Here is a 26,288-nt window from a genome sequence, read left to right as displayed (position 1 = left end):
CTATGATGCCCGCATACGAGGCTGGTTTGAGCTCAGGCTGGCTTTTAGCTGGGCCATCAGGTCTTTGGTTTTGGTCGGGATGGATTCTACCTTTTCAGGTGCAGCCTTCTTCTTGCCTTTTGCTTTTGCCTCTATGGTTTTCATCAGCTTCTCGGTATAAGTGTCTCGGTAATCCCGGATGTCAAATTCTGTGGTAAACTGGTTTATCAGTTCCACGGCCATGTCCAGTTGCGCGCCGCCTATATCCACTTTGTGGGGCAGTTCCAGGTCATCGGTTTTGTTTACTTCTTCTACAAAGCGCAGCTTTTGCAATACCAGCGCATCGCCCAGCGGCCTTATTACAGCCAGCTCTTCCTGGCCGCGCATCACTATAGTGGCTATGCCTACTTTGCCTGTTTTGCGCATGGCATCGCGCAGCAAACCATACCCGGTTTTATTTCCTTTTTCGGGGCTCAGGTAGTATGGCTTTTTAAAGTATATTTCGTCTATTTCCTCTTCTTCTACAAAAGAGTCGAGTTGTATCAGGGTATTCTTTTCTTCTTCGGCGCGGTCAAGTTCTTCGTCGGTTAGCTCTACATACTTGCCGTTATACTTGTAAGCTTTTACAATTTCCTGGTAAGGTACTTCCTCGCCTGTCTTTTCGTTTACCCGCTTGTTGCGCACACGGGCGTGGTTCCGGCGGTCGATCAGGTCAAAGTCAAGGCGGCGGTCTTTGGTAGCGCTATACATTTTTATCGGGATATTCACCAGGCCAAAGCCCAGCGAGCCTTTCCATATTGTTCTCATAGTTTTATAGTTTGTGTGGTGGTTGCTTAACTGTGTCGGTCCAGTTTTTTGCCCAGGTCTTCTACCTGTTTCATAAAAGCCTGCACCTTTGCGTCAGCATAAGTGCCGTAAGCATCTGAGATGGTACCTTTCAGGCCAGTGTTCGTTTCCAGCACATACAGTATGGCCATGTCGTCGGGGTTGCTTTCGCCCTCGAAGCGGTAAAAATTAACGATCTGTACCTGCTCCGGATCAAACTTCTGTTCGTCATCCATAGTGTGTAACAGGTTATCTTTACCAATCCTGAAATCAGTTTTATAGCCTTCTTTCCGGACACGGTCCAGTATTTTTACCAGCGAGGTTAGTTCTTCTTTACGTTCCATATATGCTACTTCTTTTTTAATGTATAGTCTTAAACGCTGAATAGCCGTTCAGGTATGATTTTAAGAGACAAACCGTCTGTTTGAAACCTGATGAACTATAAATTTCACATATCGTCGGCTTTTCACGTAAGGGGGTTATAGTTTATACAACCTCATCGCCTGCTGCCTATGCAATCATACTTTGACCTGGAGAAAAATAACACCACGGTACAAACCGAAATTATTGCCGGTATCTCCTCCTTTCTGGCTACTTCCTATATTATTGTGGTTAACCCCAGTATACTCAGCCAGGCCGGCCTTCCGTTTTCCGGGGTACTGACAGCCACCGTGCTGGTTTGCTTTTTTAGCAGCGTAATGATGGGGCTCTATGCCCGAAACCCAATACTGGTAGCACCTGGTATGGGCCTGAACGCCTTTTTTACTTACTCTGCCGTTATTGGTATGCAGGTGCCATGGCCGGTAGCTTTGGGGGCAGTTTTCTGGTCGGGCATTATTTTTCTGCTGCTTTCTGTCTTCAACATCCGGACACACCTTGTAAAAGCCATCCCGAAACCGTTGCGCTATGCCATTGCAGCTGGTATAGGTCTGTTTATTACCTTGATTGGATTGGCCAATGCAAAGTTTATAGTTCAGACCCCGGGTACGATTGTGGGTGTAAATGCCCTTACGCCAACTATAGTTACGTTTATAGTTGGGTTATTGCTAACGGCGATACTGCTGGTGCGCAACGTAAAAGGAGCCATATTGATAGGTATAGTTGTAACAACACTGCTGGCTTACCCGCTGGGCCGCTGGTATGGCACCGAAACTATAGTTACCTGGCAGGGCGTTTTTTCAGCTCCTGATTTCAGCCTGCTTTTTAAGCTCGACCTTATAAACTCACTGCAGTTTGCGGTATGGCCTGTCATTTTCGCATTTGTATTCACCGACCTTTTCGATAGCCTCTCTACCCTGGTTGGTCTGGCCGAAGCAGCAGATTTACTGGATGAGCATGGCGAACCGCGCAACATTCAACGCTCTTTACTGACAGACGCAGTGGCTACAACTATGGCTGGATTGGTAGGCTCAAGCCCCGGCACGGCGTACATCGAGTCGGCGGTGGGGATTGATGCTGGCGGGCGTACCGGGTTGACTGCTGTGGTGGGTGGAATGCTTTTTCTGCCTTTCCTGTTCCTGGCTCCGTTGCTTTCGGTAGTGCCGGCTATAGCTACGGCGCCGGCTTTGGTGCTGGTTGGCGCTTTCATGATCAGGCCGGTTACCCGCATAAACTGGCTTGCATTGGATGATGCTATTCCTGCATTCCTGGCTATGGTGCTAATTCCGTTTACTTATTCCATTACACAAGGTATAATATGGGGCTTTTTGAGCTACACGTTGCTAAAGGTGGTGAGCGGCAAGCATAAAAAAATAACCCCTGCCCTCTGGATTATAGACATTTTTTGTGTGCTGGCACTGATCATGCATTAACTTACTTTAGTTGAGTTATGAATTGCTGCATTCGGTCGTAATGGGAGCCTTTCCAGTACACGCGCTGGCAGTTACTGCATTGGTAAAACTCGTGGTAGTATAGTCTCGTTTTGGGAGGAAGCTTGTCCCAGATCTGCTCTTTTGGCACTGTCAGTATATTGCCGTTACAAACCATACACCGCGAAAACAACTTAAATTCAGGGCCAAGTGTGTAGTAGCTTATTACTTCCTGTAGCTGGGTTTCGGGCTGCTGCGAGCGAAGACAGTAGCCACGGGTTATCGCTTTCAGTTTCAGCAACCCGACAGATCGTGTAAGTAAAATGCGGTTTTCGGTTATACTTATCTCAGCAATCGCTTTATCTGAAAGACCGGCATCATACGCGGTATCAAATCCCAACATCCGCAGCAACCTGGCCAGCTTGCCCAAATGCACATCCAGCACAAATTGGTAAGGCGCCGTACTTTTCGGGATAAGTCTTTCCCTTTCGGGCCACATGGCATAGAGGCTGGCAGGGTAAACTTCTACCTTATCACCGGCCTGTAGTTTATAGTTCAGATCAACTATAGCACTGTTCACTACCGCCAGATCTACTTCCGGGTGCGGCACGCCCAGCGCTTCAATAGCATCTTTTACAGCCGGCGCATCCCTGAAACTATAGCTTAGCCAGGCATTCCGGTCACCGGGATCCAGAAAATCGTTCAGGGTAAAATGAAACCGGAAACTGGCAGTGAAAAGCATCGCATCAGAAATCTAAACTATAACCTACGCAAACTATAGCCACCAGGTACAGCAACAAATTAACAGGAACAACCGCACCAAACGATCGTCAATTTCGTTACAGGTCGGGCCGGGGAATGGCGCAATTTTTGTGCAATGCCCGGCAATTGCCATACCTTTAACTTTAACTAAAACCACTACCGTGCAACCAGTGCCTGCAATTGCAGGTAAAGGAGCTAATCGGAAACGCTGCCCCGGCGGCGTACTTACTTACTACATGAAGCGAGCGCTTTTAAAATTCATCAGACTTATAGTTTACGGCGTACTGGAGCCCCTTTTTAACTTCTTAAAAGCGGAGCTGTCTGCTTTTTTCAGGAGCCAGAAACCAAAATTTACCGCTGCCTACTGGCAACAGAAACGGGAAAGGCTACGCACCTTTAACTGGACCCGGGACCGCAAATCTGTAATGAGAATTGCTTACCGCTCTGGCTTATACTTTATACTGATCTGTACTATTTTTTACCTGTTGGTGTACCTGGGTGCTATGGGCAGCATGCCTTCGCGCAGCGAACTGAAAGCTGTACAGAATAATACCGCTTCAGAAGTTTACTCGGCTGACGGCGTGCTGCTTGGCCGCTATTTTATACAGGACCGTACCAATGTAAAGTATAACGACATTGCTCCTGCCGCTATCCAGGCGCTTGTTGCTACCGAAGATGCCCGCTTTTACGAGCACTCCGGAGTGGATGTGCGCAGCCTTGGCCGGGTTATAGTTAAGTCTATACTTATGCAGGACCAGAGTGCAGGTGGTGGTAGTACGCTTAGCCAGCAGCTGGCCAAAAACCTGTACCCGCGCCGGCATTACTGGTTCTGGGATATGCCGGTAAACAAGCTCCGCGAGATCATCATTGCCCGCAAACTGGAAGGTATCTATACAAAAGAGGAGTTGCTGGAGCTATACCTGAATACCGTGCCAATGGGCGGAAATTTGTATGGCATTGAGCGTTCGGCACAACGTTTCTTTAACAAACCGGCTTCTGATTTAAAGACTGAAGAAGCTGCCGTACTGATCGGGATGTTAAAAGCGACAACTACCTATAATCCGCGCCTAAACCCGGAACGCTCGAAACAGCGCCGTAATGTGGTGCTGAATCAGATGGTAAAATACGGATACCTGGATGCTGGCAAAGCTGATGATCTGAAACAAAAGCCCTTGAAACTGGACTATCATGTAACAAACCATAACGATGGGATTGCCCCTTATTTTAGAGAGCAATTGCGCCTGGAACTGGTAGAATGGGCAGCAACGAAAAAGAAGGATAATGGCGAACCCTACAACCTGTATACTGACGGCCTGAAGATTTATACAACTATAGATGCGGGAATGCAGGCGCACGCCGAAAAATCTGTTCAAAATAAAATGGCCGCCTTGCAGCGTACCTTTGATAACCACTGGAAAGGCCGCAACCCCTGGGGCCGCGATGCAAACTTTCTGCAGGAAGCAATGCGCCGCACCGACAGGTATAAAAAAGCCAAAGCCAACGGCAAAACAGACGCAGATATCAGACAGGACTTTCAGAAAGAAAGAGCCATGCAGGTTTTTAGCTGGCAGGGAAGTAAACAACGCACCATGTCGCCGATGGACTCACTGGCCTATTACCAGAAATTCCTGAACGCTGGCCTGCTGTCTATGGACCCCTATACCGGCCACGTAAAAGCATGGGTTGGCGGTATCAATCATCATGTGTTTAAGTACGACCATGTGCGCTCCAGACGCCAGGTGGGGTCTACGTTTAAACCTTTTGTGTATGCTGCAGCCCTGGAGCGTGGCGTAGCGCCCTGCACCTGGTTTAAAAACGAACGTATCACTTACCCCGAATATGACGACTGGTCCCCGAGAAACGCCAACGAGCAATATGGGGGCGAATATACAATGCGTGGCGGTCTGGCCCATTCGGTAAATACGGTGTCGGCGCAGGTAATGATGAAGGCTGGGGTAGACAAAACCGTAGACCTGGCGCACCGCTTAGGTATAGAAAGCGAAGTTCCGGAAGTGCCTGCTCTGGCGCTGGGCGTAGCTGATCTATCGTTATTTGAAATGGTAAATGCCTATGCCACTATAGCTAATGAAGGGTACAAAGTAGAACCTATCTATATCCGTAAAATTACCGACCGAACAGGCAAAGTGCTTCGCGAAGACAGAACTGACAAACATTTACGCCGGGCCATTTCTAAATCTAACGCAGCTATTATGCTATACCTGATGCAGGGTGTAGTAGAAGAAGGCAGTGCTGCCAAGTTACGCTCTCAGTTTGGTTTGCAGATGGATATTGCCGGTAAAACCGGAACCACCCAGGACAATGCCGATGGCTGGTTTATAGGCATAACTCCTAACCTGGTAACGGGCGTGTGGGTTGGCGCCGAAAGCCCGAAAGTTAGGTTCCGGACGCTGGCACTGGGCCAGGGCTCTGCTACAGCCTTACCTATCTGGGGAGACTTCACCAAACGCATTGCTTTAGATCCGGCCTATGTTGGCTACTACAACAGTCATTTTACCCAACTGGCCCCTTACCTGCAGCTTTTAGTTGATTGTGAACCTTACCGCGCCGAACCGCCGCATGAAACCTTCTTCGGCAGGATACTCGATGACGTTGGGGAGAAAGTAAAAGACACTTTTAAAGGCTGGAAAGAAGAACGAAAAAGACGCAAAGAAGAGCGCAAACGCGAAAAGAAAGAACGGGGTTGGTGGAAGGACTAAGGTTGCCTGGTCTTTTGCTATAGTTATAATGAATGAACTATAGTTTCACCTCACCCCAGCCCTCTCCTGCCAGGAGAGGGAGTTTTTGGCCTTTGCTAAAGTTGAAAGTATAGTTTTATAGTTGCTGTTGGTCCAACCACCTCTACCCCTCTCCCGAAACTAGTTCGGGATCCAAGACTTGCCTAAGGAGGGGAGCTTTTCTGCTACTGCTATAGTTAGATTTATAGCCTTATTGGTGAAGGCCAAGAGCGGACAGGTCGCGACCTGTCCCTACGAAAATATAATCACGATGAATTTCGGAGCTTATCAGTCTAAACTATAGCTATAGGTCAATAATAGAAAGATCACAGTCTTTGGGTTGAGCGCCTTTGACTTGTTGCGGTGCCGCAGGCAATCTGAGGAACGAGGATAGCAAGAAGGCAGCAGCGCGATGCCCAAAGACGTGGCCTCCCGGCCGTGAGAGCACCAAAGCTAAAAATGAAACGATAGGTAAGTAAAGCTCCCAGGAGTACAGGAAATTTGAAAGAAAAGGCTTGGCTCAAGACGCAACTATAGTTAGGTAAAGGATATATAAGATTCCTCGGCTAACGCTCAGAATGAAGTTAGGGAAAGTATACTTCAACTATAGAAACTAGATTTCTCACGGTGTTCGAAATGACAGAGTAAGAACTATAGCATAGCAGCGCTCGTAAGAGCTGCGCACACTACGAGGTCTAAAGTACCCATATTTCTACTGAATTTGGAATAACAAAGAAAAATATAGACCTAACTATAGGATGACCGCTTTTCTAAATAACGAATAGAAATTATTTCAGCGCTTCGAAACTATATTTGGCATCACTCCAGAACTCATCCAGGGCTATGATACGGGGTTTGAAAAACGAGATCAGTTGTGGCCAGTCTTCTTTGTTGAACACGTTTACAGACGGTAGCTCTTTATAAATTCTGCTTATGGTGCGGCCTTCTTCATCTTCGCCATGCAGTTCCCACTCCCATTCTTCGCCTAAGGTTTCGTGCAGCAAGGTTTTAAGTTCTTCAAACTGCTCAAAGTATAGTTCCTGAATGTCGGGGTCGGGGTGTGTAAGCTCGATGCTAATCGTGGCAGACTTCTTTTCGGCGCGCATACGGAAGTATACGTGCTTATAACCGGTTTTATAGTTAGACCAGTTGGTGCGGTAGCCTTCTGCCGAAAGTTGCGGCGCAATGTACTGTCCAAAAGCTGTCCAGAAAGCCTGCCGTATTTGTGAAGCCTGTTCGCGTGTGTACATGCAGCAAAATTGGTGATTACTCCCGACAATCAGAAATTTCGGCCATAACTATAGTTGTAGAGCCAGTTCACTATTCGAATCAGCAGAAAGATAATCATCCGGAAATAATTCTCACGACATCCCTTTTCTAATCCATGATAGCACTACAAAGCTCAAAAATCATAAACTCAGGTTTAGTTCTCAGCTTTTTTAAGCGCAGGACTAATTTTTAACCATGCGTTTAGATCGGTTCGCTTGCTTTATGAGCTAGTTCTGCCACTTTCGGTTTTTTCTGGGTCTGGGAATGTAGCAACACAACTGCGCGGGCGCCGACTTCCAACAGTTTTCCAGCACTGTATACTTTTCCGTTTACACCTACCTGCCCGGTGGTGGTATCAATCACCTTGCTCCATTTGGTGCCATACTTTTCAGCCGGTAGCCTAAATTTCAGGGGCTCGTGGTGCGCGTTGAATATCACGAAAAAGTCATCATCTATCATTTGCTCTCCTTTAGGCCCTACGCTACGTAATCCGTGCCCGTTCATATAAACCGCCAGCGATTTGGCAAAGTCGTGGCTCCAGTGCTCATCTGTCATTTCGGTACCATCAGGCAAAAACCAGGCAATATCTTCCACTCCTAACCCTTTAATTGGCGTACCCTGGAACCAGCGGCGGCGACAGAAAACAGGGTGTTGTTTTCGTAACGCTATCAGTTTTTGGGTAAAGTCAAGCAGCTGTTTATCGGCCTTCTCCCAGTTCAGCCACGATATTTCATTGTCCTGGCAATATGCGTTATTGTTACCATTTTGGGTACGGCTCATCTCGTCGCCGGCCACCAGCATCGGCACCCCCTGCGACAGGAAAAGCGTAGTCAGGAAATTGCGTTTTTGTTGATTCCGTAGCGCAACTATAGCCTGGTCATCAGTCGGACCTTCGGCGCCACAGTTCCAGGATCGGTTATGGCTTTCGCCATCCTGGTTGTTTTCGCCGTTGGCTTCGTTGTGCTTTTCGTTATAAGATACCAGGTCGTGTAAGGTAAAACCGTCGTGGGCCGTAATAAAATTGATACTGGCAGTCGGGCGACGGTAATCATCCCGGTACAGATCAGAACTACCCGTAAAGCGCTCGGCAAATTCTGCCAGCATACTATGTTCGCCACGCCAGTAATCGCGCATGCAGTCGCGGTACTTTCCGTTCCACTCTGTCCAGCCAGCCGGGAAGTTCCCAACCTGGTAGCCGCCCTCCCCTACATCCCAGGGTTCAGCAATTAATTTAACCTGCGAGATGACCGGGTCCTGGTGAATGATATCAAAGAAAGAGCCCAGCTTATCAACGCCATGCAGCTCCCGGGCCAGTGTAGAAGCCAGGTCAAAACGGAAGCCGTCCACGTGCATTTCCAAAATCCAGTAACGCAGGCTGTCCATGATCAGGCGCAACACGCTTGGCAAACTCGAATTCAGGGTATTGCCAGTACCGGTATAGTCCATGTAATAGCGCTTGTTCTCTTCGGTAAGCCGGTAATACGATGCATTATCCACGCCTTTAAAGGAGAGCGTCGGGCCCATGTGGTTACCTTCGGCGGTATGGTTGTACACTACATCCAGTATCACCTCTATGCCTGCTTTATGGAAAGCCTTCACCATATTTTTAAACTCTACAACCTGCTCCCCTAGGGTACCACTGCTGCTATAGCGTACATCCGGCGCAAAAAATCCGATCGAGTTATAACCCCAGTAGTTTGTAAGCCCTTTTTCTGCTAAGTGACGGTCTCTTATAAAATGGTGCACCGGCATAAGCTCTATGGCTGTTATACCCAGTTGCTGCAGATAAGCTATAGTTACCGGGTGTGCCAGGCCGGCATAGGTACCTCTAATTTCTTCCGGAATATCAGGGTGAAGGTAAGTGAAGCCTTTTACGTGTGCTTCGTAAATAACAGATTTGTGATAAGGTATTTTTGGTGGCTTGTCTCCCTGCCAGTCAAAATTCGGGTCAATAACTACCGCTTTCGGAATAAAGGGGGCACTATCGGTTTCACTAAAGCTCAGGTCTTCGGCAGAATCACCTACTTTGTAACCGAACAGCGAGTCATGCCACTCTACCGGTCCCGAAATAGCTTTTGCATAGGGGTCAAGCAATAATTTGTTTTGATTAAACCGGTGCCCGTTTTCTGGTTCGTAAGGGCCCTGCACCCTGTAACCGTATAATTGGCCAGGCTTTACCTCGGGCAAATAGGTATGCCATATCTGGTGTGTGCGCTCTACCAGTTTTATCTTTACCGATTCCTGCTCGCTGGTGATATCATCAAACAAACAAAGCTCTACGCCTGTGGCATTGTCGGCATAAAGTGCAAAGTTAACTCCTTCTCCATCCCAGGTGGCGCCCAGCGGATACGGGTTGCCCGGATATATTGGAATACTCATATAACTATAGTTTATATTTTTTAGTCCCGGCGTATCCGGCTGTGTTTTCCAGTGCACCTATTATACTTTTTAACAGGCAAATAGTTAAGTCTACTTTGTCCTGTCAATCATAAAAACTTTTAGAAAACCTGGTTCTTTAAAATATAATTTTTAGAATACACCTATACTTTATAATAAGTCTTATCCTTTATCCGTTTTTTTGCACTCTCCAATCTAAACATTCATTTTTGAGATATTATAGCTGATTTTTTAACTATAATTTTGCTTTACACCTTCGCTGTCAGCCACTTACATTATGAATCAGCAGCTTATAGTTGCTTTTGCATTTATTGTATAAAACATAAACTATCACATAATTATTTTACCTTTTTTAATTAAGATCGTATATAGTTTTAAATATTCAGATTAACTTATTTACAGAAGGGGGAAGTATGGGAACTGTTAGATGCATTCTGCAGAAAAAACGTGGCGACGTGATTTCTGTAAGTCCGGAAACCACTGTTTACAGCGCGCTTGAGAAAATGGAAGAGCACCACATCGGTTCGCTGTTAGTTTTAGATAAAGGCCGTTTTGTTGGCATTTTAACAGAACGTGACTACGCCCGCAAAGTGATCCTGAAGGGCAAGGCATCTAAAGAAACGCTTGTACGGGAAATTATGAGCGAACACCCTGTTACCGTTACTCCCGACACGACCATGGAGCAATGCATGGCCCTCATGACAAGCAAATATATCCGGCACTTACCGGTTTTCGATAATCAAAATCTTGTTGGCATCGTCTCTATCGGAGATATTGTAAGGTACATGATAGAAGAGCAGAAATTTATAATAGAAGAGCTGGAACATTACATTACCGGCCACCAGGAGTAAGATAACTGCCTTTATAGTTGCTATAGTTTAAACCGGAAACGCTATGGACGCTTCAGAAGTAAATACCGTGCCCCTGTGGCCCCTGTTGGTTTATGGCGGCATTGTGCTGAGCCTGGTAGGAGTTATACTTGGCTTGTCGTATGTGCTGGGCCAACGTGGCAAAGGCCGCGCCATGACTGAGCCCTACGAAGGCGGTATAGTTAGCGAAGGTTCTGCCCGTATCCGTTTCTCCTCGCAGTTTTACATGGTGGCTATGCTTTTTGTAATATTTGATGTGGAGACGGTTTTTATACTTTCCTGGGCCATTGCTTTCCGTGAGTTGGGTTGGTATGGCTACGCTGGTGTGGCTGTGTTTATGGTGATGCTGGTAGTGGTACTGATTTACGAATGGCGCATGGGCGCACTGGACTTTGGCCCGGATGGAAAGAAAATACTGGCAGCTTACAAGCGCATGCAAAAGCCTGCTATCTGATTGCCTGACAAAGGACAACTTGATAAAGACATAAGATCTATAGTTCGATTAACGAACAACGCGCAACGAATAACGACACTCACCCTACCCTGATGCACTGACGAAATACGACATACATAACACCAAACCTCTACGCCTATGAAATGGTGGTTAAGTAAACCGGAAGAACCTGCCAACGCTGTAAAGGGCACCAGCTCTTACGAAGAAACCGTGCAACAAAGTATCATGCTCACCACCGTGCAGGATCTGGTTGCCTGGGGACGCAAAAACTCTATGTGGCCCTTCCACTTTGGTTTGAGTTGCTGTTTTGTAGAGATGGCTACTTCCATGACGCCGAAGTACGATGTAGCCCGTTTTGGTGCAGAAGTAATCCGTGGTACTCCGCGCGAAGCAGATATCATGATCATTGCTGGCACCGTTTTTATCAAAATGGCCCCGATCATCAAACGCCTGCACGAGCAGATGATGGAACCAAAATGGGTGATCTCGATGGGATCCTGCGCCAACTCCGGCGGCATGTACGACATCTATAGTGTGGTGCAGGGAGTCGATAAATTTTTACCAGTAGATGTGTATGTACCCGGTTGTCCTCCCCGCCCCGATGCGTTTATGGAAGGCCTGATGTTGCTTGCCGAGAGTGTAGGTAAAGAACGAAGACCACTTAGCTGGACTATTGGTGAACAAGGCGTCATAAAACCAGATAAGATAGAAGTAAAAGCACGCAAACGCGAACGCTGGGATGAAATGACAGAGTTCCGGTCGCCTGATGAACTGTAGATAGTTAAAGAGTTAGAGAGTTTAGAAGTTAAAGAGTAGTGACCTCACAGTGTCTTTCAGACCTGTGAGTGTCTAACAAACACAAAACATACTTACCATAATAAAACAACTATAGATTTAGCATGAGTTAACAATTTACTGGTCCCCTCAATTAAAGAACCTGGCCATGGAAAACAACAGCAGCACATTATTACAGCTACAGGCACGCTTCGGCGAAGATGCCTTTACGCAACAGGCTACCAAAGACGAAATGCTCACGCTTTGGACGCCGATGGACAAAATTGTGGATGTGCTAACCTTCCTGAAAAAAGAAGTGGCAGAGCCTTTTAAGCTGCTATTCGACCTGACCGCTATAGATGAGCGTACCAAAAACCGTGGTGCCAACCATGTTCCAAAATCCAGTTTCACGCTGGTTTATCACCTGTTTTCCTTTCCTCGCAACGAATTTATCCGCTTAAAAGTAGCCTTAATAGGCGACTTCCCGACGGCACCAAGTATAAGCAGCCTGTGGGCCAACGCAAACTGGTACGAACGTGAAGTATACGACATGTTTGGCATCCGTTTCTCTGGGCATCCGCACCTGTCGCGCATCCTCATGCCACGCACCTGGGTAGGTCATCCGCTCCGCAAAGAGCACCCTGCCCGCGCTACCGAAATGGGACCTTTCCAACTGTATGACGATAAAGTTGACCTGGAGCAGGCAGCGCTAAAATTCAACCCGGAAGAATGGGGACTGCAACGCCAGAGCGACGACAGTGACTTTATGTTTCTGAACATTGGTCCGCAGCACCCCGGCACACACGGAGTTTTAAGAATTATACTTCAGTTAGACGGAGAAGACATAGTAGATGCTATTCCTGATATCGGTTTCCATCACCGTGGCGCTGAAAAAATGGGCGAGCGGCAGTCGTGGCACACCTATATCCCTTATACCGACCGCGTAGATTACCTGGGCGGCGTGATGAACAACCTCGCTTATTTACAGGGGGTTGAAAAACTGGCAGGTATAGAAGTGCCGGAACGTGTCAAATATATCCGTGTCATGCTCTGCGAACTCTTTAGAATTGCCAGCCACCTGGTATGGTACGGCACTTTTGCCCAGGACGTAGGCCAACTCTCTCCCGTTTTCTACATGTTCTCAGACCGTGAAAAAATTTTTGATATCATAGAAGGAATCTGTGGCGGACGCATGCACCCGAACTGGTTCAGGATTGGCGGTGTAGCGCAGGATCTGCCAAAAGGCTGGGAAGCATTGGTGCAAAGCTTTATAGATTACTTCCCGAAACGCCTGAAGGAATACGATGCCATGGTGATGAAGAACAGCATCTTCAAAGCACGCACCGTTGGCATAGGCATTTTTACTGCCGAAGAAGCGATAGAATGGGGTGTGACGGGGCCAAACCTGCGCGCCTGCGGCATGGACTGGGACTTCCGAAAGAAGCGACCTTACTCCGGCTACGAAATGTTTGATTTTGACATACCAACTGCCAGCAACGGCGACTGCTACGACCGCGCTGTAGTCCGCGTAGCCGAGATGCGCCAGAGCCTTCGCATTGTAGAGCAGTGTCTGAAAAACATGCCGGATGGCCCGTTCAAATCAGATCATCCGCTCACCACACCACCTGTCAAGAAAAACACCATGCACGATATCGAGACGCTGATCACGCACTTTTTAGGTGTTACTTGGGGACCGGTTATACCTGCCGGCGAAGCGATGAGCTGCATAGAAGCAACCAAAGGAGCCAACGGCTACTATCTGACCAGCGATGGCAACACATCGCCTTATCGGGTGCGCATCCGCACTCCATCGTTCCCGCACATGCAGATGCTCCCTTACATCAGCAAAGGCTACACCGTAGCCGATCTGCTCTCTATACTCGGAGCCATGGATTACGTGCTGGCAGACATTGACAGGTAAGAGTTAGAGAGTTAGAAAGTTTAAGAAGTTACAAGTTAGAAAGTTTGGAAGTTAGAAAAGTAAAAGGCTGCAAGTATAAACTGTCCCCTTGAGGGGACTATAGGGGTGTTTACAGTTGCAGATAAAACAATTTAACAATCAACCATTCAACAATTAAACCCATGCTTACCGCTGAAGAGAAACATCAGATAGACCATGAAATAAGCCTGGTACCGGCGCCTAAAAATGCCTGTATCGAAGCGCTGAAGATCGTGCAGCACAACCATGGCTGGATATCAGATGAAAGCCTGAAAGATGTGGCCGACTATGTAGGAATGTCTCCGGCGGAACTTGATAGCGTGGCTACTTTTTATAACCTGATCTTCCGCAGGCCGGTGGGCCGACACGTGATCCTGCTCTGCGACAGTATCAGCTGTTATATAATGGGTTATGAAGGAATAAAAGAAGCGCTTCACAAAAAACTAAACATACAGTATGGCCAGACCACAGCAGATGGCCGCTTTACCCTGTTACCGAACTGCTGCCTTGGCACCTGCGACTGTGCCCCTGCCCTTATGATCGACAACGACCTGTACCGTAACCTGACGGTGGAACAACTGGATGAGATTCTGAACAAGTATACTTAACCCAAACAAGCGGGCCTATGGAGAAGCCGCTTACCCAACACATTGTACCCGGTCGCGCACCGCTCAGCTTAAAAGAGTATGAGAAGGTGGGCGGATACCAGTCTGTGCGCAAAATTCTGAAGGAGATGACGCCACAGGAAGTACAGGCACTGGTAAAGGAATCGGACCTGAAAGGCCGTGGCGGAGCTGGTTTTAACACTGGCCTGAAGTGGAGCTTTGTGCCGATGGGCCCGGATGCTGCCACACCAAAATACCTGGTAGCCAACGCCGACGAAATGGAGCCCGGCACCTTTAAAGACCGCGTGTTACTGGAAGGAAATCCGCACCAGCTGATAGAAGGCATGATCCTAGCGGCCTATGCCATACAGGCAAGTATAAGCTACGTGTTCCTGCGCTGGGCTTATAAAGTAGCAGCACGGGAAATTACCAAAGCCATACAGGAAGCTTACGACGCAGGCTATTTAGGGCAGAATATACTTGGCTCTGGCTTTAACCTTGATATGCACCTGCACACCGGGGTTGGTCGCTATATGTGTGGCGAAGAAACTGCTTTATTAAATGCGCTGGAAGGCAAACGGGCCAACCCAAGAGCAAAGCCGCCTTTCCCGCAGGTAAGTGGTTTGTTTGGGAAGCCAACCATAGTTAACAACGTCGAGACCCTTTGCTGCCTGCCCCACATTGTAAACAACGGAGCTGAATGGTTTAAAAAACTAGGCTTAACTGTTGATGCTGGTACCAAACTTTTTGGGGTTAGTGGAAGAGTTAAAACCCCGGGTTGCTGGGAATTACCGATGGGCACAACTATACGTGAGATACTAGAAGATTATGCCGGCGGCATGCAGGACGGTTACTTATTCCGGGGGCTTTTACCGGGCGGCGCATCCACCGACTTTTTAGTGGAAGAACATCTGGACCTGCCCATGGATTATCCTTCTATTCAGGCGGCAGGTAGTCGTATGGGTACTGGTACCATGATCATTATGGATGACCAGACCTGCCCGGTTGGCTTTACCCTGAACCTGCAGCATTTCTTTGCACAGGAGTCGTGTGGTTTCTGTACGCCTTGCCGCGAAGGATTGCCTTGGGTAGAGAAGATTTTACTGGCTATAGATAAAGGCGAAGGCAAACCCGAACACCTGCTAACACTTGATTTTCATACCAAATACCTTGGCCCCGGCAACACATTCTGTGCACTGGCACCAGGCGCCATGGAACCCCTGCAGAGCGCTCTGAAATACTTCAGAGAAGATTTTGAACGGCACATTCACGAACACCACTGTCCCTGGAGCAAAGCAAAAGCATGGCAACCATCTATATAGATAACACCCCCTTCGAAGTACCGACCGGAAAGAACCTATTGGAGACTTGCCTGACGCTGGGCCAGGATGTGCCCTACTTCTGCTGGCACCCAGCCATGGGCTCTATTGGGGCTTGTCGGCAATGCGCGGTAAAGGTGTATAAAGATGAGAACGATACCAAGGGCAAGCTCTTTATGTCGTGTATGGAGCAGGTACGCGATGGTATGCGCATTTCTATTGTAGACCCCGAAGCCAAAGAGTTCAGGGCACATATTATCGGCTGGCTCATGACCAACCACCCCCACGATTGTGCTGTGTGCGACGAAGGCGGCTCCTGCCATTTGCAGGATATGACCGTAATGACCGGCCACAATTATAGAAGTTATACTTTTGATAAACGCACCTACAAAAACCAATACCTGGGGCCGTTTCTGAACCACGAAATGAACCGCTGCATACAGTGCTACCGCTGTGTGCGCTACTATAAAGATTATGCCGGCGGCAAGGACCTGGACGTATTTGCAGCGCACAACCATTTATACTTTGGCCGTGCGGAAGATGGGGTTCTGGAAAGCGAGTTCAGTGGAAACCTGGCAGAAGTTTGCCCTACAGGAGTTTTCACAGATAAGACCTTAAAGCAACACTATACCCGCAAATGGGACCTGACGATGGCGCCATCGGTGTGTCATCATTGCAGCCTGGGCTGTAACATTTCGGCAGGTGAACGCTATGGTACTCTTCGCAACATCACCAATCGATATAACGGGGAAGTGAATGGTTACTTTTTGTGTGACCGTGGTCGATTTGGTTATGAGCATGTGAACAGCGTAAGCCGCATCCGCAAATCCTTAGTCCGAAGCAACCTACCCGAAGCAACCGACAAGTATACCGCTTTGCAGGCAGCAGCACAGGCTATGCGACAAGGCAGGGTAATTGGCATCGGTTCCGCACGTGCATCGCTGGAGTCTAACTATATGCTAAAGACCTTGGTGGGAGAAGATAATTTCCACCACGGAGTTTCGGATGCAGAGCATGACCTGATTGAACTTTCGCTGAAGATATTAAAGGAAAGCAGTGCCCGAACACCAAGTATGCGGGAAGTAGAGAAAGCCGATGCTGTATTTATACTTGGTGAAGACCTGACTAACACTGCACCGATGCTGGCACTGGCCGTGCGGCAGGCAGTACGACAGGAACCATTACTGGAGCAGGTTTCCAAAGCCAACATTCCGGTTTGGCAGGATGCGGCTGTACGTGAGTTAGTTCAATCAGACACGGGGCCACTTTTCATGGCCATTCCAACTATAACCAAACTAGATGAACTGGCTACACAAACATACTTCGCAGACCCGGATGCCATTGCACGATTAGGTTTTGCGGTAGCCAACATCATTTACCCTGAATCACCAGGTGTAAGGGGGCTGAAGAACGAAGATATGCACCTAGCGCAGCAGATAGCCGATGCGCTGATGAAAGCCAAAAATCCGGTTATCATCTCAGGAACATCTGCTGGTAGCGAAGCTATATTGAAGGCCGCAGCCAATATTGCGAATGCCTTGGTAGCTAAAGAGAAAACCGCAGGTATAGTGTTCACACTGCCAACCAGCAACAGCATGGGCTTAGCCATGCTTGGTGGGCACAGGTTACAGTCTGCTTTCGAAGCCATTGAGAACGGTTACGCTGATACGGTAATTATACTTGAAAACGACCTATATCGTCAGGCTGGTGAAGGAACTGTAACCAACTTCCTGAAGTCCTGCAAAAAAGTGATCGTGCTGGATTACCTGCATAACCAGACTACCGAACATGCCGATGTATTGCTGGCTGCCGGAGCATTCTCTGAAGCAGATGGAACACTCATCAACAACGAAGGACGGGCGCAGCGCTTTTACCAGGTGCACCCAACTATAGAAGACATACAGGAAAGCTGGCGCTGGCTGGGTGAGCTCGGAACTATAGTTGCCCACGACCAGATCAGTTGGTGGCATGGCTACGACGATATCCTGAGTGCTATAGTGAAAGAACATCCGGAAATGGAAGGAATAAAAATGGTAACACCACCATCTGATTTCCGGATTGCAGGACAAAAGATACCACGTGCCCCGCATCGTTTTAGCGGGCGAACTGCCATGCGCGCCAACATTAACGTAAGCGAACCAAAACCCACCGAAGACCCGGATTCACCGCTATCTTATACCATGGAAGGTTACCGCGGCCAACCACCATCGGCCATGATCCCGTTCTTCTGGGCCCCGGGCTGGAACTCGAACCAGGCAGTAAATAAATACCAGGAAGAAGTAGGCGGACACCTGAAAGGCGGAGACCCTGGCATCAGATTGATTGAGCCTGATCCGGAACACAAAGTGTCGTTCTCTGTAGCTGTTCCTGAGAAGTTTGAACCGATGGATGGCCACCTATTTATACTTCCGTTGCACCACATTTTCGGGTCTGAAGAATTAAGTAACCAGTCGCCACCGATACAGGAGCGCATACCAGAACCATATATTGCTGTTAACACCGACGATGCATTGCGCATGAAACTGGATGAAGGCCAGCTGATGCCATTTGCCATTGACGGACAACTCTACCAGTTGCCAGTAAAGCTAAGTACAACTATAGCCAGCGGCACCGCCGGCTTACCTGTTGGCTTGCCTGGAGTACCTTTTGCCGAATTACCTGCCTGGGCCATACTTAACAGAGAACTGCAATGGAAACCGCAGCACCAAACTACTTACTGATCATCGGCGGCGTACTGTTCGTGATGCTGAACGTGGCAGCCGCCCTCATCTGGGTGGAACGCCGCATGCTGGCACTCTGGCAGGACCGCTACGGCCCAAACCGTGCTGGTCCGTTTGGGCTGCTTATAGTTGCTGCCGACTCTATTAAACTGTTTTTCAAGCAGGATTGGGTACCTCCATTCTCGGATAAACCGGTGTTTGTGCTGGCGCCAGCTATAGTTGTAGTAAGTGTATTGCTCAGCTTTGTAGTTATACCGTTTGCACCCGGAATTATAGTTGCAGACCTGAATATCGGCTTGCTGTTTTTCCTGGCCATGTCGTCGATGGGTGCTTATAGTATCATTCTGGGAGGATGGGCATCAAATAACAAGTATAGTTTGCTGGGTGCCATGCGCGGCGCGGCGCAGATGATCTCCTACGAAGTTTTTATGGGTCTGGCGTTGATGGGTGTGGTGTTGATGGCCGGTTCCTTTAACCTGCGCGAGATCGTGGAAGCACAGCGTGGCTTGTGGTTTTTCATTCCGCAGATCCTGGGTTTTGTCATCTTCTTTATCGCCGGCATCGCCGAAACACACCGCCTGCCTTTTGATATTCCGGAAGCAGAAAGTGAGCTGATAGCGGGCTTCCACTCGGAGTATTCGGGCATGAAGTTCGGGATGTTCTTTATCGGGGAATACATGGGTATCACGCTCATTTCCTGCATGTTGGTAACGCTATACTTTGGCGGTTGGCTCGGCCCTGATTTCCTGCCGCCTATCGTGTGGTTCATCATCAAAGTAGTCGCCTTCCTGATGATCTTCATCCTATTGCGTGCATCCATGCCAAGACCAAGATATGACCAGTTAATGGAGTTCGGCTGGAAGATCTTACTACCACTGACTTTGGTGAATCTGATGATAACTGCTGCGGTGGTGCTGTGGCTGGAAGGGTGATTTGTAATGAATAATGAGTAATGATTTCAATAATGTCATTTCGAACAAAGTGAGAAATCTATTTAGAATTTGAGATAAATCTCTCCTTTCGTCGAGATGACAAAAATGAAGAAAAGCAGAAACTGTCCCCTTGAGGGGACTATAGGGGTGTAAAGGAAGCCCCAATGTCTTTGCCAAAAGTAATTATCCGCAGGTGTAAACACCCCTGTGGTCCCCTCAAGGGGACAGTTTGAAAAGCACTTAAAAGAAAGGAGCAGCTATGTTTAGTTTGTTGCGCAGTATGTGGCTCACATTTCTGCATGCGTTCCATAAGCGGGACACCATACAGTACCCCGAGCAGAAAGCTATACTTCCGACCCGTTGGCGCGGCCGCATTGTGCTGTCCCGCGATCCGGACGGTGGCGAACGCTGCGTTGCCTGCAACCTGTGCGCTGCGGCCTGCCCTGTAGACTGTATTTCGCTGCAAGCCACCGAAGATGAGCATGGACGCCGTTACCCGGAGTTCTTCCGCATCAACTTTTCGCGCTGCATATTTTGTGGTTACTGCGAAGACGCCTGCCCTACCTATGCCATCCAGCTTGTCCCTGATTTTGAGATGGGTGAATACAACCGCCAGAACCTGGTGTATGAGAAAAAAGACCTGCTGATAAACGGCCAGGGCAAGTACCACGGCTACAACTACTACAAAGTGGCAGGCATGGCCATCGGCGGAAAAGACAAAGGCGAAGCAGAAAATGAGCTTCCGCCTGTAGATGTTAAAAGTTTAATCCCCTAAGGCCATGGAACTGACATTTTACTTCGCGGCAGCAGTTGCCACACTCGCTACCATCATGACGATAACCCGCTACAACATCATCCATGCACTGCTGTACCTGGTGGTTTCTTTCCTGGCTGTGGCGGTGGTATTCTTCACACTGGGTGCTCCATTTATGGCTGCTTTAGAAGTTATCATATACGCCGGGGCTATAGTTGTGCTTATCATTTTCGTGATCATGATGCTGAACCTGACGCACGAAGATGTGGATAAAGAAAAAGAATGGCTTACGCCAAAGGTTTGGGTTGGTCCGGCTATACTTTCGTTGGTGTTGCTGGCTGAACTGGCATACATCATTTTAGCTCCTGATACCCAACCAACAGAAGCTTTGGTAGCCGTGGATGCTAGATTAGTGGGCATGTCGTTGTACGGACCTTATATGCTGGGCGTACAGCTATGCGGTATACTTTTAATGGCTGGTATAGTTGGCGCTTACCACCTGGGCCGGCAGAAGAAAAAAGTGGTGCACCGGTTCTTACAACCAAAAGAAGAAAGGAGCGCAGCCATATGACACCCGCACACATGGAAGCTGCACTTATGCTGGCTGGCGTACTTTTTATGCTGGGCCTGATCAGCGTACTCATTCGTCGCAACATCATTTTCATGCTCATTTCAGTCGAGATCATGCTGAACGCTGCCGGGCTCGCTTTTATAGTTGCCGGCTCCAAGTGGGTGCAACCCGACGGGCAGGTGATGTTCATTTTTATACTCACTATGGCTGCCGCCGAAGTATCGGTGGGGCTTGCGCTTATACTTCAGATCTACCACCAGCTCAAAACCCTGGACAGTGATGCCGCTAACTTAATGAAAGGATAACCGACTATGGAAAATCTACTCTGGCTTATACCTGCGCTACCGTTTCTGGGAGCCTTGTTGCTGATCCTTTTTGGCACCCGCCTGTCGCGTGCACTGGTGGCTATACTTGGTGTGGGAAGTGTGGCGGTTTCTGCGTTCATAACCATACTGTTAGGTATAGAATTTCTGAGTAACCGACCGGAGTTTTACCACCAGGAAGTATGGCAGTGGTTTAATGTGGCGGGCTTCTCTCCTTCTATCGCTTTCCATGTAGATGCATTGTCTATAGTTTTTGTTTTCGTGATCACGTTTGTAGGAGCGCTCATTCATTTTTACGCCACCGCCTACATGGCCGACGACCAGAATTATTCCCGCTTCTTTGCGTGCATGAACCTGTTTGTAGGCTCTATGCTGATGCTGGTAATGGCTGACAACCTCCTGCTTTTATACTTAGGCTGGGAAGGTGTTGGGCTTTGCTCTTACCTGCTCATCGGGTTCTGGTACAAAGAGCCAGAGAATGGTTACGCTGCCCGAAAGGCCTTCATTATTACCCGCGTCGGCGATACTGCTATGGCCATTGGCTTGTTCATGCTGTTCCAGACTTTCGGTACGCTGCACATTCAAACTATACTTTCAGAAGCCCCTGAGGTCTGGAGTGTTGGCTCACAAATGGCTATTATAGTTGCGTTGTTATTGCTGGGTGGTGCGGTGGGTAAATCCGGTCAGTTGCCGTTGCAAACCTGGCTACCCGATGCCATGGCTGGTCCTACACCTGTTTCTGCTTTGATACACGCGGCTACTATGGTTACAGCAGGCGTGTACCTGATCGCGCGGATGTATGTGATCTTTGAACTGGCTCCGATGGCACAAACTATAGTGGCTATAGTTGGTGCTGTTACTTTGCTGCTAGCCGGCTTCTCTGCCCTTACCCAATACGACCTGAAACGAGTACTCGCCTACTCCACCATCAGCCAGATTGGCTACATGTTTTTGGCGCTTGGCGTGGGTGCCTGGTCGGCTGGTATCTTCCACTTTATGATTCACGGGTTCTTTAAAGCGCTGCTCTTCTTGTGTGCCGGGGCTATTATTATGGCACTGCACCACGAGCAGGACATGCGCAAAATGGGCGGCCTGCGGCACAAAATGCCCGTCGTGTACTGGACCTTCCTGATCGGCGCAGCATCGCTGGCGGCACTGCCACTTATCACCGCAGGTTTCTACAGCAAAGATCAGATTTTGTGGTATGCACTGGCTGGCGAGAATGGCAACTTGTGGCTATACCTGGCTGGTCTGTTCGGAGCTTTTATCACTTCTATTTATACGTTCCGGATGGTATTCATCACCTTCTTCGGGGAAAGCAAAACGCACCTGGAGCATCCACCTGGCAAGGTCATAACTATACCGCTTATTATTTTGGCTATACTTTCGCTGGTCGGTGGATTTATTGAGTTACCGCACAACTTTGGGCACGTTACCTTATTCTCTGACCTGCTGGCACCAGTGCTGCCGGGTATCTCTGCCAACGAAGGACTGGCTGCAAACGAATGGATGTTCCAGTTGATTGCGGCTGTAGTTTCATTGGGTGGTGTGCTTGTGGCGTACCTGTTTTACATCAAGAGTCCGCAGCTTTTGGCAAGTATAGAACGCTCTGGTTTTGCGATGGCACTGCACCGCTTCTGGCACTCAGGCTGGGGCTTCGATACACTATATGATGCCCTGATCGTGCAGCCTTACGTGTTCATCTCCAAGCTCAACAAACGTGACTTTATCGACAGCTTCTACACCGGACTTGCCCGCCTGGCCGAAGGCTTCCATGTGATGTTCTCAGAAACTCAGAACGGTGTGCTTCGCAACTATGTGGCCGGCATTGTGGTCGGTGCGATCATGATTCTAACTATAAGCCTGTTCCTATGATACTCGTCTGGCTGATTGTGATACTGATGGCTGGCGGACTGCTGGCCTGGCTCTCCAAAAAACTAAACCCGGAACTGCCCCGCTGGGTGGCACTGGCCGCTGTGTTGCTTGACCTGATACTTATAGTTTATGTTTGGATAACTTTAAAAGCCCCTGCTGATTCAGCCTGGCTGCTGCGCTACGAAGTGCCCTGGATTCCGCAATGGGGCGTAAGCTTTAGCCTGGCACTGGACGGATTGAGTTTACTGATGCTGGTGCTGACTTTCTTCCTGGGCTTGCTAGCCGTGCTCATCTCCTGGAAAGAGATAAAAAACAAAACCGGCTTCTTCCATTTTAATTTGCTTTGGGTATTGGCTGGTATTACCGGCGTGTTCCTGACCATGGACCTGTTCCTGTTCTACTTTTTCTGGGAAGTGATGCTGATACCAATGTATTTCCTGATCGGGGTTTGGGGCCATGAGAACCGGACCTATGCAGCTTATAAATTCTTCCTGTTCACACAGGCAAGCGGACTGCTGATGTTACTGGCTATACTTGGTTTATACTTCATCTACGGCTCCGAAACAGGCACTTATACTTTTAACTATTTTGATTTACTAAACACGCCGCTTGCCCCTGCTGCAGCACGCTTGCTCATGTTCGGTTTCCTGGCTGCATTCCTGGTAAAGTTGCCGGTCGTGCCGTTTCATTCGTGGCTGCCCGATGCGCACTCGCAGGCACCCACTGCTGGTAGTCTTATACTTGCCGGATTGCTCCTTAAAACCGGCGCTTATGGTTTACTGCGCTTTGTGCTGCCGCTCTTCCCGACTGCCACTGTAGAGTTTGCGCCATGGGCGATGCTGCTGGGTGTGATCGGTATCATTTACGGGGCTGTAGTTGCGTACTCCCAAACCGACCTGAAACGGCTGGTTGCCTATACTTCGGTGAGCCACATGGGCTTTGTAATTCTGGGTGTTTTTGCCTTTAACGAATGGGCACTGCAGGGTGTGGTGATGCAAATGATCGCGCATGGCTTGAGCACTGGTGCTCTATTTATACTTGCCGGCTTCCTGTACGAGCGCATCCATACCCGCGATATTACCCAAATGGGTGGCTTCTGGGCCAAAGCTCCGAAGATGGGTGTTATCGCGCTGGTGTTTGTGATGGCATCGCTGGGGCTTCCGGGTCTGGGTAATTTTATAGCGGAGTTCCTGACACTGGTCGGTTCCTGGCAGGCCAACAACTGGCTGACTGTTTTTGCAACTATAGGAATCGTAATGGCAACGGCTTATTCACTCCGAATCATGCAGAAAGTATTTTACGAGCCCGGCCCACAGCACGAATCCTTCCGTGACCTAAACTTCAGGGAAATGCTGATCGCTGTACCGATGGTACTTGGCCTGCTCTGGTTAGGTCTGTATCCGCAACCTATCCTGAATACAGCTAAACCATCTATAAACGAACAGCTACAGGCTTATACAGCACCAGAGCCAACTATAGCCGAGCCTAAAACTGCATTTCACCGGCAACCTGATGCAACTATAGACATCAACCAACTAGCTATAAATCAGCGAGCATTTTCAAATCTCCAGATCTTCCAATCATCAAATTAAAAGATATGAGCCAGACTGATTTCATATACCTGATGCCGCTGCTGATTCTCACCTTTGCGGTACTTGTTTCGATGCTGGTAATCGCTGCGTGGCGCAACCATAAAATCATTTATGTGATTACGGCGCTGTCGTTTATTGCAGCATTTGGTTCGCTATACGAGCTGCGCACCACAACGGCTTATATCATCGAGCCAATGTTTGTGATTGATGGATTTGGGGTGTTCTATATTGGGTTGATCCTGCTGACGTCGCTACTCGTGAGTATGCTGTCGTATGCCTATTTTGAGCAGCGCGAAGAGCGGAAAGAGGAATACTACCTGCTGTTGGTGCTTGCCACGCTGGGTGCCTGCGTGCTCGTCATCAGTACACACTTTGCATCGCTGTTCCTGGGCCTGGAAATTTTGAGTATTTCTCTTTACGCGCTTATTCCTTACCTACGCACCCGTCCCCGCTCCGACGAAGCCGGTATTAAATACCTGATCCTAGCAGCTTTCTCATCTGCTTTTATGCTGTTCGGGATGGCGCTGGTTTACTTTAGTACAGGCACCATGGTTTTCTCTGGACTGGCTGCAAGTATAGCCGGCATGCAGGAATTGCCACTGTTGTTACTTACAGGAATAGGCATGATGCTGATCGGGGTTGGTTTCAAGCTGGGTGTTGTGCCTTTCCATATGTGGACGCCGGATGTGTATGAAGGTGCACCTGCTCCGGTTACAGCTTTTATTGCCACTGTTTCCAAGGGTGGTGTACTGGGCTTGCTGATTCGATTCTTCATGGAAGTGGATGGATTCCGTTACCCGGTGCTGGTTACGATCTTAACTATAGTTGCTATTGCGTCCATGTTCGCAGGTAACCTGCTGGCGCTTATGCAGAAGAACGTAAAACGTATCCTTGCTTACTCATCTATCTCGCACCTTGGTTATATTTTAGTGGCTTTTATGGCCGGTAATCAGATGGGCGTAGAAGCTGTGACTTTTTACCTGGTGGCTTATTTTATTACCAGCGTTGGGGCTTTTGGTGTAGTGGCGATGCTTTCGGATAAGAACAGTGATGCGGAGCTATTGGAAGACTACAAAGGCCTGCTTTGGCGTCGCCCCTGGACAGCTGCTGTATTCTCTGCGATGTTGCTTTCACTCGCCGGAATTCCGCTCACAGCCGGTTTTGTTGGTAAGTTCTACATCATCGCTGCAGGTATAAACGACCAACTTTGGTTACTGGTAGTGATGCTAGTACTTAACAGTGTCATAGGTCTGTACTACTACATCAAGATCATCGCCGTTATGTTCCAGCAACCTGAAACAGAACGCGAACCAGCTATCCGGTTACGACCATCTGTTTACGTAGCCAGTGCCGGAACATTAGCTGTGCTGGCGCTGCTGCTGGTTTATGTGGGTGTTTATCCAACGGGTTTGGTGCAGCTTATTCAGAATGTGTTGGTGAGTGTACCGGAGATTGTGAGTAAGTAGGACTAAGATTTTTAAGATTTGATGGATTGTTGGATTAGGCTGGAGTTATATTTCGTTTCATCCAACTACCCTTAACCCTTCTTGTCTCAGGATGGGGATTTTTCTCATCATTGTTTATAAATTGTCATTACGACCACCGGGAGAAATATAAGTGCTATAGGTACCGTTGTTCATCCCCCTACCCCCTTCAAAGGGGCAGGGTCGTTAAGTTCTAATGTATTTAGCCATCAGTGTTATTTTGTTGGCAAAAGCTGTGATCGCATCCTTCATAGAGTGGAAGCTACATTTTCTGGCGATGTTCAAGGCTATATTTTTCAATA

At 48.4% G+C, this 26,288-nt stretch carries 21 protein-coding genes; 16 read left to right on the top strand and 5 right to left on the bottom strand.

Annotated features, from left to right (window positions below; translation table 11 throughout):
- Both ku and GWO68_RS16390 read right to left on the bottom strand, forming a co-directional pair.
- Complete coding sequence (gene ku, locus GWO68_RS16395; protein ID WP_162347556.1) at positions 1 to 786, bottom strand: non-homologous end joining protein Ku; 786 nt, start codon at positions 784 to 786, stop codon at positions 1 to 3.
- A 26-nt stretch (positions 787 to 812) separates the two neighbouring features.
- The gene (locus GWO68_RS16390; RefSeq protein WP_162347555.1) at positions 813 to 1,148 is read right to left on the bottom strand and encodes a hypothetical protein; all 336 of its coding nucleotides are present in this window, start codon (positions 1,146 to 1,148) and stop codon (positions 813 to 815) included.
- 168 nt (positions 1,149 to 1,316) lie between these two features.
- Here GWO68_RS16390 and GWO68_RS16385 point away from each other — a divergent pair, with 168 nt between their 5' ends.
- Positions 1,317 to 2,615: an NCS2 family permease gene (locus GWO68_RS16385; protein WP_162347554.1), complete on the top strand. Its 1,299-nt coding sequence runs from the start codon at positions 1,317 to 1,319 to the stop codon at positions 2,613 to 2,615.
- A gap of 1 nt (position 2,616) precedes the next feature.
- On the opposite strand, the gene GWO68_RS16380 is transcribed toward GWO68_RS16385, so the two are convergent.
- Entirely contained in the window at positions 2,617 to 3,354 is a 738-nt protein-coding gene (locus GWO68_RS16380) for a Mut7-C RNAse domain-containing protein (protein ID WP_162347553.1), read from the bottom strand.
- Positions 3,355 to 3,610: 256 nt separating this feature from the next.
- On the opposite strand from GWO68_RS16380, the gene GWO68_RS16375 reads away from it, so the two are divergent.
- Positions 3,611 to 6,091 (top strand): penicillin-binding protein 1A, encoded by a 2,481-nt coding sequence (locus GWO68_RS16375; protein WP_162347577.1) that lies wholly within the window; start codon positions 3,611 to 3,613, stop codon positions 6,089 to 6,091.
- A gap of 806 nt (positions 6,092 to 6,897) precedes the next feature.
- Here the strand turns inward: GWO68_RS16375 and GWO68_RS16370 are convergent.
- Entirely contained in the window at positions 6,898 to 7,359 is a 462-nt protein-coding gene (locus tag GWO68_RS16370; protein ID WP_162347552.1) for a DUF4268 domain-containing protein, read from the bottom strand.
- A 220-nt stretch (positions 7,360 to 7,579) separates the two neighbouring features.
- Entirely contained in the window at positions 7,580 to 9,757 is a 2,178-nt protein-coding gene (glgX, locus tag GWO68_RS16365; RefSeq protein WP_162347551.1) for a glycogen debranching protein GlgX, read from the bottom strand.
- A gap of 431 nt (positions 9,758 to 10,188) precedes the next feature.
- On the opposite strand from glgX, the gene GWO68_RS16360 reads away from it, so the two are divergent.
- The 14 genes from GWO68_RS16360 (at position 10,189) to GWO68_RS16295 (ending at position 25,968) form a co-directional block, all read left to right on the top strand.
- Complete coding sequence (locus GWO68_RS16360) at positions 10,189 to 10,626, top strand: CBS domain-containing protein (RefSeq protein ID WP_162347550.1); 438 nt, start codon at positions 10,189 to 10,191, stop codon at positions 10,624 to 10,626.
- Between the two features lie 43 nt (positions 10,627 to 10,669).
- Positions 10,670 to 11,098, top strand: coding sequence for an NADH-quinone oxidoreductase subunit A (locus tag GWO68_RS16355; protein ID WP_162347549.1), 429 nt, complete (start codon positions 10,670 to 10,672; stop codon positions 11,096 to 11,098).
- Positions 11,099 to 11,236: 138 nt separating this feature from the next.
- Positions 11,237 to 11,875 carry an NADH-quinone oxidoreductase subunit B gene (locus GWO68_RS16350; protein WP_162347548.1) on the top strand — a complete coding sequence of 213 codons (639 nt, stop codon included), beginning with the start codon at positions 11,237 to 11,239 and terminating at the stop codon, positions 11,873 to 11,875.
- A gap of 166 nt (positions 11,876 to 12,041) precedes the next feature.
- Positions 12,042 to 13,793 (top strand): NADH-quinone oxidoreductase subunit C/D, encoded by a 1,752-nt coding sequence (gene nuoC, locus GWO68_RS16345; RefSeq protein WP_162347547.1) that lies wholly within the window; start codon positions 12,042 to 12,044, stop codon positions 13,791 to 13,793.
- Positions 13,794 to 13,954: 161 nt separating this feature from the next.
- Complete coding sequence (gene nuoE, locus GWO68_RS16340; RefSeq protein ID WP_162347546.1) at positions 13,955 to 14,419, top strand: NADH-quinone oxidoreductase subunit NuoE; 465 nt, start codon at positions 13,955 to 13,957, stop codon at positions 14,417 to 14,419.
- A gap of 17 nt (positions 14,420 to 14,436) precedes the next feature.
- Positions 14,437 to 15,738, top strand: a complete 1,302-nt coding sequence (nuoF, locus tag GWO68_RS16335; protein ID WP_162347545.1) for an NADH-quinone oxidoreductase subunit NuoF — start codon at positions 14,437 to 14,439, stop codon at positions 15,736 to 15,738.
- The gene (nuoG, locus tag GWO68_RS16330) at positions 15,720 to 18,455 is read left to right on the top strand and encodes an NADH-quinone oxidoreductase subunit NuoG (protein WP_162347544.1); all 2,736 of its coding nucleotides are present in this window, start codon (positions 15,720 to 15,722) and stop codon (positions 18,453 to 18,455) included. Before nuoF ends, nuoG begins: the two co-directional genes overlap by 19 nt.
- Complete coding sequence (gene nuoH / locus GWO68_RS16325) at positions 18,425 to 19,387, top strand: NADH-quinone oxidoreductase subunit NuoH (protein WP_162347543.1); 963 nt, start codon at positions 18,425 to 18,427, stop codon at positions 19,385 to 19,387. Before nuoG ends, nuoH begins: the two co-directional genes overlap by 31 nt.
- A 259-nt stretch (positions 19,388 to 19,646) precedes the next feature.
- Positions 19,647 to 20,162: an NADH-quinone oxidoreductase subunit NuoI gene (gene nuoI / locus GWO68_RS16320; RefSeq protein WP_162347542.1), complete on the top strand. Its 516-nt coding sequence runs from the start codon at positions 19,647 to 19,649 to the stop codon at positions 20,160 to 20,162.
- A gap of 4 nt (positions 20,163 to 20,166) precedes the next feature.
- On the top strand, positions 20,167 to 20,712 hold the full coding sequence (gene nuoJ, locus GWO68_RS16315) for an NADH-quinone oxidoreductase subunit J (protein ID WP_162347541.1): 546 nt from the start codon (positions 20,167 to 20,169) through the stop codon (positions 20,710 to 20,712).
- Positions 20,713 to 20,723: 11 nt separating this feature from the next.
- Positions 20,724 to 21,017 carry an NADH-quinone oxidoreductase subunit NuoK gene (nuoK, locus tag GWO68_RS16310; RefSeq protein ID WP_162347576.1) on the top strand — a complete coding sequence of 98 codons (294 nt, stop codon included), beginning with the start codon at positions 20,724 to 20,726 and terminating at the stop codon, positions 21,015 to 21,017.
- A gap of 6 nt (positions 21,018 to 21,023) precedes the next feature.
- Positions 21,024 to 22,910, top strand: a complete 1,887-nt coding sequence (gene nuoL / locus GWO68_RS16305; RefSeq protein WP_162347540.1) for an NADH-quinone oxidoreductase subunit L — start codon at positions 21,024 to 21,026, stop codon at positions 22,908 to 22,910.
- Positions 22,907 to 24,502, top strand: coding sequence for an NADH-quinone oxidoreductase subunit M (nuoM, locus tag GWO68_RS16300; RefSeq protein WP_162347539.1), 1,596 nt, complete (start codon positions 22,907 to 22,909; stop codon positions 24,500 to 24,502). Before nuoL ends, nuoM begins: the two co-directional genes overlap by 4 nt.
- A gap of 5 nt (positions 24,503 to 24,507) precedes the next feature.
- The gene (locus tag GWO68_RS16295) at positions 24,508 to 25,968 is read left to right on the top strand and encodes an NADH-quinone oxidoreductase subunit N (RefSeq protein WP_162347538.1); all 1,461 of its coding nucleotides are present in this window, start codon (positions 24,508 to 24,510) and stop codon (positions 25,966 to 25,968) included.
- Positions 25,969 to 26,288: the final 320 nt, after the last annotated feature.

The sequence above is a fragment of the Pontibacter fetidus genome (assembly GCF_010119545.1).
GTDB lineage: Bacteria > Bacteroidota > Bacteroidia > Cytophagales > Hymenobacteraceae > Pontibacter > Pontibacter fetidus.
This window is presented reverse-complemented; position numbering and strand designations above follow the sequence as displayed.

Coding starts and splice junctions, on each gene's coding strand:
- ku (WP_162347556.1), bottom strand. CDS start 786: ATGAGAACAATATGGAAAGGCTCGCTGGGCTTTGGCCTGGTGAATATC.
- GWO68_RS16390 (WP_162347555.1), bottom strand. CDS start 1,148: ATGGAACGTAAAGAAGAACTAACCTCGCTGGTAAAAATACTGGACCGT.
- GWO68_RS16385 (WP_162347554.1), top strand. CDS start 1,317: ATGCAATCATACTTTGACCTGGAGAAAAATAACACCACGGTACAAACC.
- GWO68_RS16380 (WP_162347553.1), bottom strand. CDS start 3,354: ATGCTTTTCACTGCCAGTTTCCGGTTTCATTTTACCCTGAACGATTTT.
- GWO68_RS16375 (WP_162347577.1), top strand. CDS start 3,611: ATGAAGCGAGCGCTTTTAAAATTCATCAGACTTATAGTTTACGGCGTA.
- GWO68_RS16370 (WP_162347552.1), bottom strand. CDS start 7,359: ATGTACACACGCGAACAGGCTTCACAAATACGGCAGGCTTTCTGGACA.
- glgX (WP_162347551.1), bottom strand. CDS start 9,757: ATGAGTATTCCAATATATCCGGGCAACCCGTATCCGCTGGGCGCCACC.
- GWO68_RS16360 (WP_162347550.1), top strand. CDS start 10,189: ATGGGAACTGTTAGATGCATTCTGCAGAAAAAACGTGGCGACGTGATT.
- GWO68_RS16355 (WP_162347549.1), top strand. CDS start 10,670: ATGGACGCTTCAGAAGTAAATACCGTGCCCCTGTGGCCCCTGTTGGTT.
- GWO68_RS16350 (WP_162347548.1), top strand. CDS start 11,237: ATGAAATGGTGGTTAAGTAAACCGGAAGAACCTGCCAACGCTGTAAAG.
- nuoC (WP_162347547.1), top strand. CDS start 12,042: ATGGAAAACAACAGCAGCACATTATTACAGCTACAGGCACGCTTCGGC.
- nuoE (WP_162347546.1), top strand. CDS start 13,955: ATGCTTACCGCTGAAGAGAAACATCAGATAGACCATGAAATAAGCCTG.
- nuoF (WP_162347545.1), top strand. CDS start 14,437: ATGGAGAAGCCGCTTACCCAACACATTGTACCCGGTCGCGCACCGCTC.
- nuoG (WP_162347544.1), top strand. CDS start 15,720: ATGGCAACCATCTATATAGATAACACCCCCTTCGAAGTACCGACCGGA.
- nuoH (WP_162347543.1), top strand. CDS start 18,425: ATGGAAACCGCAGCACCAAACTACTTACTGATCATCGGCGGCGTACTG.
- nuoI (WP_162347542.1), top strand. CDS start 19,647: ATGTTTAGTTTGTTGCGCAGTATGTGGCTCACATTTCTGCATGCGTTC.
- nuoJ (WP_162347541.1), top strand. CDS start 20,167: ATGGAACTGACATTTTACTTCGCGGCAGCAGTTGCCACACTCGCTACC.
- nuoK (WP_162347576.1), top strand. CDS start 20,724: ATGGAAGCTGCACTTATGCTGGCTGGCGTACTTTTTATGCTGGGCCTG.
- nuoL (WP_162347540.1), top strand. CDS start 21,024: ATGGAAAATCTACTCTGGCTTATACCTGCGCTACCGTTTCTGGGAGCC.
- nuoM (WP_162347539.1), top strand. CDS start 22,907: ATGATACTCGTCTGGCTGATTGTGATACTGATGGCTGGCGGACTGCTG.
- GWO68_RS16295 (WP_162347538.1), top strand. CDS start 24,508: ATGAGCCAGACTGATTTCATATACCTGATGCCGCTGCTGATTCTCACC.